Raw genomic sequence first — 8,362 nt, 5'->3', positions numbered from 1 at the left:
AAATTTATCAACAAAATTTCGGTTGATAAATTTGCATAGGTCTTAGAATTCAGTCAGTAAATAGCTGAAGTTTGCATGCGATAACTCAAAACAATAAAATATGGACTTCAAAGAACTGATAGCTTATAAGAAATCGTCTAAGGTGGTCATGGAGATTGGGAATTCAATCAATTACGTGATAAACAATACTGACAAATCTGAAGGTAAAAACAACAGCAAATGAACACACAAAATCGCGATCAACGGCTAAAACCCACTGCGACTGAGACTGCAACTGAAGATTCTTCGAATAGAAGAGATCCCGTCATAATCGTTCGCGATCTGGTCAAAAAATTTGGTTCGTTTACGGCCAACGATCACCTGAATTTCGAAGTTTACAAAGGAGAGATTTTTGGTTTTCTGGGAGCCAACGGAGCCGGAAAAACAACCGCTATGCGAATTCTGTGCGGATTATCGAGCCCGACTTCCGGAGAAATTGCGGTGGGAGGTTTTGATGTGTACAAGCAAACAGAGCAAATCAAGCGGAATATTGGCTACATGAGCCAGAAGTTTTCCTTATACGAAGACATGACCATCGCCGAAAATATCCGTTTCTACGCAGGCATTTACGGAATTTCGGTCAAGCAACGGAAAGAAAAGGAACAGATGCTGCTCAAAAAGCTGAACCTGGAATCGGAGCGCGACAAACTGATCGCTTCGCTTCCGTTGGGATGGAAACAGAAACTGGCTTTCTCCATCGCTATTTTTCATGATCCTAAAATTGTTTTTTTGGACGAACCAACTGGTGGCGTTGATCCAATTACCCGCCGCCAGTTTTGGGACTTCATTTACGAAGCTGCGGCCGAAGGAAAAACCATCTTTGTGACCACGCATTACATGGACGAAGCGGAGTACTGCGACCGGGTTTCCATCATGGTGAATGGACGCATTGAGGCCCTCGACACCCCCGACAAGCTGAAGAAGCAGTTCCAGTCGGAAGATATGAATGGGGTGTTTCTGAAGCTGGCGCGGCAAGCGAAAAACGAAGAGTAAGTTGGCAGTCACACTCACAGTAGTAGTGTTGAAGTTTGCAAACGATAATTCAAAGTCACTAACGATGAATTTTAAAGATTTACATGATAAACAATCCGAAAACATTTGGATTTAAAAACAACCACGAATGAAACCAGAAACGCCGACAAACCAGCCAAGCCCACTGCGACTGAAAACTGAGACTTTCAGCGTCTGAAAAAATAAATAATAGAAAAGGATAAAACTAAAATCAAAGAAAATGTCACGCTTTTGGGGATTTGTTAAAAAAGAGTTTCTGCACATCTTTCGCGATGTGCGGACCATGATTATTTTATTTGGGATTCCGGTTGCCCAGTTATTGCTTTTTGGGACGGTCATCACCAACGAAATCAAGGACGCCCACATTGCCATTTATGACCAGTCGAAAGATGAAGTGACGCAGGAAATTACCGCCAAGCTATTGTCGTCGGGCTATTTTGTGCTCAACCAGTACCTCGAAAGCACTGAAGAAGTGGAGGCCATTTTCAAAAAAGGGCAGGTGAAGGAAGTGCTGATTTTTGAACCTGACTTTGCCCAAAACCTCGAACGCGAGGGAAAAGCCAATGTGCAGGTCATTGCCGACGCATCCGATCCCAACCTGGGTAAACTGCTGGCCGGTTACACCTCCGAAATTATCAATGACTACATCCTCAAAGAAATGGGCGAAGTAAAGCTCCCCATGCAAATTAAACCCGAAGTGCGCATGTACTACAACGAAAGCCTTGAGTCGGTGTACATGTTTGTACCAGGCATCATGGCCATGATTTTGATGCTGATCTCATCCATGATGACCTCCATTTCCATCACTCGCGAGAAAGAGCTGGGAACCATGGAAATTCTGCTGGTTTCGCCGCTTCGGCCTGTGCAGATCATTTTGGGAAAAGTAGCGCCATACCTGGCCTTATCGGTCATCAATGCGGTGATGATTTTGCTCATTGGGCATTTTATTTTCGATGTTCCGGTCAACGGCAGTTGGGTGCTGCTGATGGCCGAAAGCATCCTGTTCATCCTGATGGCGCTATGCCTGGGAATTCTCATTTCGTCCATTGCCAACAGCCAGATGGTGGCCATGTTTATTTCCATGATCGGCCTGATGCTGCCCACGATCCTCTTGTCCGGCTTTATTTTCCCGATTGAAAACATGCCGGTGCCGCTCCAAGTCCTGTCCAACCTGATGCCACCACGCTGGTTTATTGTCATCCTGAAAAACATCATGCTAAAGGGGACCGGACTTTTATACGTCTGGAAAGAAACGCTGATTTTGATTGCAATGGCCGCGGTTTTTACAGCCATTGCCGTGAAGAAGTTTAAAACAAGGTTGGAGTAGTTGGCAGTCACAGTGATGAGTCGCAGAATTCAGTAAAAGTATGCAGACGATAATTTAAAATAACTAACGATGAATTTTAAAGATTTGATAGCCTCTAAAAAAGCATTTCAGTTGTCAATGGACATCTACAGAATCTCAAAAAGATTTTTAAAAGAGGAAACTTATTCTTGGACAGATCAAATTAGAAGGTCATCCCGATCAGCTTGTGCCAATACTGCTGAGGCTTATCGCAAACGATTAGATGTGGAAAACTTCATTAGCAAATTGACTGATGCTGAAGCTGAAAACAGTGAGACTCCGGTATGGTTGGATTTTGCTTTGACATGCGACTATGTTCCAAAGACGAATACGAGAAACTGTATTCTGAAACAGAGGAGATTGAGAAATTAATCAATTACATGATAAATAATCCAGACAAATTTGGATGTAACAACAACAAAGAATGAAAGCAAAAACGCCGATAAACGAGCCACCCCACTGTGACTGAATACTGCGACTGTGACTGAATACTAAAATTAGAAACTATGAATACCATCCGATACATCCTTCAAAAAGAGTTCATCCAGGTTTTCCGGAACAAAACCATGTTGCCGATGATCTTCTTGTTGCCCTTGGTGCAAATGCTTGTGCTTGTTTTTGCGGCCACGTACGACCTGAAAAACGTGAATATTTATGTGGTGAATCAAGACCAGTCGGAAACTTCCCGCGAGCTGGTGTCGCGGTTCGAAGCCTCTCCATTTTTCAATATTTACGATGCCTCGTTTGATGTTCAGGACGCAGAAAGCAGCTTCAATAAAGAAGATGCCGATTTTGTGATGCTTATTCCCCCTGCATTTGAACGCGATTTGATTCGCAACGACCAGGCCCAGGTGCAATTGCTGATCAATGCCATTGACGGCAACAAAGCATCGCTCATCTATTCGTACACGCTGGGCATCCTCAGTGGCTTCAACAAAGCGGTGATTGCCGAATGGAAAAGCCTGCCCGAATTTAACCCGCCCAAACGTATTGACGTGAAAGACAGCTATTGGTTCAACCCTGAGCTGGATTACAAATGGTACATGGCCCCGGGTATTTTGGCTATTTTGGTCACCATTATCGGCATGTTTTTGTCGGGCATGAACCTGGTGCGCGAAAAGGAAATTGGCACCATCGAGCAGCTCAACGTCACCCCCATCAAAAAGTACCAGTTTATTTTGGGCAAGCTGGTTCCGTTCCTGTTTATCGCCCTGTTCGACCTGGCTTTTGGGCTGGTCATTGCCCGTGTGGTGTTCGATTTGCCCATGGTGGGCAGCCTGGCGCTGTTATTTGGCTTTGCCGCGCTCTACCTAGTGGGTGTGCTGGGGCTGGGCCTCTTTATCTCGACCGTCACAGAAACGCAGCAACAGGTGATGTTTGTGACTTTCTTCTTTATGATGATCTTTATTTTGATGGGTGGCATTTTTACCCCGGTCGAAAGCATGCCCGAATGGGCGCAAACACTCAATCGTATCAATCCTATCTACTATTTCATGCGCATCATGCGGATGGTGGTGCTGAAGGGATCCGGCTTTTTCGATTTGCTGGATGAGTTTATGTCGCTGACAATCATCGGCACCGCCTTTTTGGGAATGTCCATTTGGCGCTACCGGAAAACAAGCTAGGGGGAGAATCCAGCGGATTTGCCTGTTTTTAGAAAAGCTAGGAAGCAAGCCGTTCGATCCCAGCCGGGATCGCATCATCCTTCGGTCCTGTGTTTCTGTAAACATCGGATGCCTCTGGCATCGAAAACTCGATACGTTCAAAAAGCCGTCGTCCTTGTTTTATTGATGGGATGCCCCGTAATCATCCCATCAATAAGGAGTAGCTTGCCAGTGAGGGCTTCACCCGAAGTGAAACCTTCACGAATCACCTCGATGGTTTCAACAACTTTTCACAGCTTGATTGGTCGAAAAGTAAGGCTTGTATGTTTGTACACGACTTCGCTTTCAAAACGTGAAGCTTTGCTCGTAAGTACAAAACTTCCCTGAAAAAAAAATAGACTCGTGTACGTTTTGTAGATGACTTCGCTGACCAAAGCGGCGCGTGTAGGTTTACATGGCAAAACCTGCCTGTCAGCAAGCGATGTATTATAAAATAAGATAACGGCTGGTCGGAAAGAGCGGGGCGTCGGATGGGACGGAATTGGGCCGCTCAGCGAACCATTATTTTGCGGTACTACTGATTGCTCTTCTAAAAGTTACCAAATGCCATTCCCAAAGTAAGTGAGAAACTGACGCTTTGTCCTTTAAATTTTTCTTTTTTAGTGGTCAGAAAGTCAATACCAACATTGGGTTTGAGATACAAGAATCCCAAGGGCCCATACATCGATGCCGAATTCCATTTCAACAGGTTAATTTCCGAAGCCATTCCAACTCCCGGCATAAACGATCCCATCAGCTCATTCTTCTCATCAACATCAATATCGTCGGCTTGGGCGGTCACTGAAAATCCGCCGATATTCACGTAGGGATAGGTTTTCACGCGGTTCGTACTGTGCACAATATACCCCACCTTCAGGCCGTATCGAATGGTCGCCACTTTGTTGCCTTGCTGATACATCCAATCCGTATCCAAAATGGGTAAATCGGTTTTTGAATACAAGGTGTTGATGCTTCCACCAACATACAAGGAAACGTAGGTGCGATTCATCACGAAATCCATTTCCATGCATAAGCCCGAAATATTCGGATCAATGGTATGGCTGATTTCGCCCGATAGCCGCTCGTTGAGATAGCCGAAACCAAAGTTAAACCGTCCGGCAAATGAGCTCGATTTAATTTCTTTCAAGAAATTCTGGTATTCACTGTCCGGGAACCGACTCCTGTAATTATTCACCTTTTTTCGAAGGGCCACCTGATCCTCGCCGTTGTAATAATCGAGGTAAAGTTGAATGAAGTCCCGATCGGCCACCGACAAATCAGCCAGCTCCAAATCCTGCTGAATGGCCATCATTTCCTCCCGTATGTTGGCATGAAGATCGTAGGAGATGTCGTCGTACTTCGGATATTTCTTCTTGCCTTCGAGTAGCGTCGCGAAGTTTCTGGCATTATACAGAAACAACTGGAAGTCTCTGGTGGCAATCGAGGTCAGGATGGCTTCGGCTGGATAGAGTACCACATAGTTGCTTCCTGCCTTATTTTTCAAATAGTTCAGAACTTTGCCGGCCTCCGCATAATTGTGATCGATGATGTGTTTCACAATCAGTTGTCTTCCATTCTCAATCAAGAGCTGAGTCGAATCGGTATACGACAGTATGGCTTCTCTCATGTCGTTTTGGGCATAGCTTGATAGCACGGAAAAGAAGACCGCAAGGGTGAATAACAGTTTTTTCATCGTGTGGGATCGCTTGTTCATTGTTCGTTGCGTTGATTCCAACGGATTGATTTTTCCAGACTAAAAATAGAAAATAAATGTTTCGATCAAGCGGTAGCTTACCAACAATTATTCAACCGACAAAATCATGACTTTCTCCTTTTTCAAGCCCTTTCCGGTAACGGTCAATTCAATGTTCCCGGGCCCTTCACTGCTTTGCACCAAAGCCACCAACTTGCCGCTAAACAACTTCATCGTTGGCTTGTGGAACAATTCCAGTGACGTGGCATCGCCGTTACAGGCTGCCCGGTATTTCCCTGCTCCATTCACCTCGAATGTTAATTGGTTAGTCGCCGTGGGACATGGAATGCCGTTCTTATCTACAACCGAAACCTTCACAAAACTGATGTCTTTTCCATCCGATTGAATGGTTGACCGGTCGGGTTCCAGCACAATGCGATGCGGCGCTCCCGAAGTACGAATGATCTTCTCTTCGGCAGGCTCACCGTTTTCGTTGAAAGCAACCACTTTCAGTTCGCCGGGTTCATACACCACATCGTTCCACATCAGGCGGTAACGCTCCAGTTTCGAATCCCTATTTTTGGTTCGCACGCCCCTGCTTTTACCGTTCACAAAAAGTTCGGCACGCTTGTAACTGGTGTACACAAACACAGGAATGGTATCCCCCTCCTGCCCTTGCCAGTTCCAGTGCGGTAAGATGTGCAAGGTCGATTCATTCGTATCCCAGCGGCTTTTGTACCAGTAGTAGCGATCTTTGGGCAAACCGGCCAAATCGCAAATTCCGAAATACGAACTGCGCGAAGGCCAATATTCGTCGTAAGGCGTTGGCTCTCCCAAGTAATCGAAGCCGGTCCACACGAATTCACCAATCACCCAATCTTTGTCGTCCTGCAACACGGCATCATCTTCCGGCAGGTTACTCCAATTGCAATATTCGAGATCATACGAAGAGCACTGCCCATCGTCGTACATTTTGCCAACAGCTTGTTCAACCGGAAACTTGTAAATTCCCCTGGAGCTCACGGTCGAAGCCGTTTCAGAGCCCAAAAGTAAGCCTTGAGGAAAGCGCTCGAAAGCCTCTTCGTAAAGATGCGTGCGATAGTTCAATCCCGGCACATCCATAATGGCTCCAAATCCTGATGCCATGACGGCTTTCACCTGGTCCATACCGACCGTAACCGGGCGCGTCGGATCTTCACGATGGAAAATATCCTGTAACGTTTTGGCACGTTTTACGCCTTCGCTCCCATGCTGGTCGGGAACCTCGTTCCCACTGCTCCACATCACAATACAAGGATGATTGCGGGTTGCCCGGACCAGGTTTACCAGGTCTTTTTCATGGTACTCGTCGAAAAAACGATTGTACCCGTTTTTCACCTTCGGTTTTTTCCACTCATCAAAGCTTTCAGCCAAAAACAGCATGCCCATTTCATCACAAAGTTCGAGCTGTTCGATGGATGGCATGTTATGGGCACTGCGAATGGCATTGGCGCCCATGTCCTTCATCAGTTGTATCTGGCGTCGAAGCGCCGCCTTATTCACCGCGGCGCCCAAAGGCCCCAGATCGTGATGCAGGCAAACGCCTTTAAACTTACGGACTTGTCCATTCAGCTTGAACCCTTCTCCGGCATTGTAGCTGATGGTGCGAACGCCGAAACGGGTGGTCTGCTCATCCTGAAGCAGCCCATTTTCATCGTATAACTTCGACTCGGCATAATACAAAGCGGGCGACTCGGGGCTCCAGAGCTTCGGATTTTCCAAGGCGATATTTTGCTCAAATTCATTGCCGAACAGCGATGTTGCTGTTTCTGTGACCAGCACATTTCCATTGGCGTCTTTTATGGCCGTTTCCAGCCTAAGATGCTTTCCCTTAACCTTGGTTTTGATGTTAATTTTGGCCTGACTGTCGGACACAAAAGGGATGGTAACAAAAGTGCCCCATAATTCGAAATGATTCTTAGGTAGCACCAGAACACGTACTTTTCGAAATAGTCCGGCCCCGGGATACCAACGGGATGACAAGGGTTTTGGCGAAAGATGCACGGCCAGCAGGTTAATTTCACCTGAGGTCACAATATCTGTAATATCGAGATCAAAATAAGCATAACCGTAGCCCCACTCGCCTGCTTTTTCGCCATTAATAAACACCTCGGGATCGCTCATCGCACCTTCAAATACCACCAAAACACGGCTGCCCTCTGCAAGTTCAGGAAGCTGAAAACTGGTTCGATACCAACCATCGCCAATGTGTGGCAGTGCTCCGGTGCGCCCGGTTTTTTCCGAAGCCTCATCTTCATTGTTCTGACTGATGGCAACCACCTGTTTGTCCACTTCTTTATCAAATGGCCCATAGATCGCCCAGTCATGAGGCACCGAAACGGTCGCCCAGCCAGAATCGTCAAAACCGACCTGTTCAGCATTTTCAAAATCACCCTTGCTGAATTTCCAGTCATTATCGAGTAAACTGGTTGTTCGAATAGATTGCGCATTCATCAGATAAGGGTAGATCATCAACAGGAACAATATCCCAAAGCGTAGTTTTTTCATGAGTTTTAGCTTAGTTTTGAAATTTTTGAACGACTTCCAAAGATATTGTTTTTAGCCAAAACGAAGCGTCTCCAATCGCCTTCA

General features: G+C 46.1%; 6 protein-coding genes. 4 read left to right on the top strand and 2 right to left on the bottom strand.

What is annotated here, in order from left to right:
- The first annotated feature begins 219 nt into the window (after window positions 1–219).
- From AAC033_RS07745 to AAC033_RS07730, 4 genes are all read left to right on the top strand, one after another.
- A complete protein-coding gene (locus tag AAC033_RS07745) occupies window positions 220–1,032 on the top strand; it encodes an ABC transporter ATP-binding protein (protein ID WP_339736783.1) in 813 nt (270 codons plus the stop codon).
- Between the two features lie 238 nt (window positions 1,033–1,270).
- Window positions 1,271–2,377 carry an ABC transporter permease gene (locus tag AAC033_RS07740; RefSeq protein WP_339736782.1) on the top strand — a complete coding sequence of 369 codons (1,107 nt, stop codon included), beginning with the start codon at window positions 1,271–1,273 and terminating at the stop codon, window positions 2,375–2,377.
- Between the two features lie 69 nt (window positions 2,378–2,446).
- Window positions 2,447–2,767, top strand: coding sequence for a four helix bundle protein (locus AAC033_RS07735; protein WP_339736781.1), 321 nt, complete (start codon window positions 2,447–2,449; stop codon window positions 2,765–2,767).
- Window positions 2,768–2,901: 134 nt separating this feature from the next.
- Window positions 2,902–4,020 carry an ABC transporter permease gene (locus AAC033_RS07730; RefSeq protein ID WP_339736780.1) on the top strand — a complete coding sequence of 373 codons (1,119 nt, stop codon included), beginning with the start codon at window positions 2,902–2,904 and terminating at the stop codon, window positions 4,018–4,020.
- A gap of 568 nt (window positions 4,021–4,588) precedes the next feature.
- On the opposite strand, the gene AAC033_RS07725 is transcribed toward AAC033_RS07730, so the two are convergent.
- Both AAC033_RS07725 and AAC033_RS07720 read right to left on the bottom strand, forming a co-directional pair.
- Window positions 4,589–5,731 carry a hypothetical protein gene (locus tag AAC033_RS07725; protein WP_339736779.1) on the bottom strand — a complete coding sequence of 381 codons (1,143 nt, stop codon included), beginning with the start codon at window positions 5,729–5,731 and terminating at the stop codon, window positions 4,589–4,591.
- A gap of 108 nt (window positions 5,732–5,839) precedes the next feature.
- Window positions 5,840–8,278, bottom strand: a complete 2,439-nt coding sequence (locus AAC033_RS07720; protein WP_339736778.1) for a glycoside hydrolase family 2 TIM barrel-domain containing protein — start codon at window positions 8,276–8,278, stop codon at window positions 5,840–5,842.
- Between the last annotated feature and the right edge of the window lie 84 nt (window positions 8,279–8,362).

This window comes from uncultured Sunxiuqinia sp. (assembly GCF_963974515.1).
Classification (GTDB): Bacteria; Bacteroidota; Bacteroidia; order Bacteroidales; family Prolixibacteraceae; genus Sunxiuqinia.
This window is presented reverse-complemented; position numbering and strand designations above follow the sequence as displayed.

Coding starts and splice junctions, on each gene's coding strand:
- AAC033_RS07745 (WP_339736783.1), top strand. CDS start 220: ATGAACACACAAAATCGCGATCAACGGCTAAAACCCACTGCGACTGAG.
- AAC033_RS07740 (WP_339736782.1), top strand. CDS start 1,271: ATGTCACGCTTTTGGGGATTTGTTAAAAAAGAGTTTCTGCACATCTTT.
- AAC033_RS07735 (WP_339736781.1), top strand. CDS start 2,447: ATGAATTTTAAAGATTTGATAGCCTCTAAAAAAGCATTTCAGTTGTCA.
- AAC033_RS07730 (WP_339736780.1), top strand. CDS start 2,902: ATGAATACCATCCGATACATCCTTCAAAAAGAGTTCATCCAGGTTTTC.
- AAC033_RS07725 (WP_339736779.1), bottom strand. CDS start 5,731: ATGAAAAAACTGTTATTCACCCTTGCGGTCTTCTTTTCCGTGCTATCA.
- AAC033_RS07720 (WP_339736778.1), bottom strand. CDS start 8,278: ATGAAAAAACTACGCTTTGGGATATTGTTCCTGTTGATGATCTACCCT.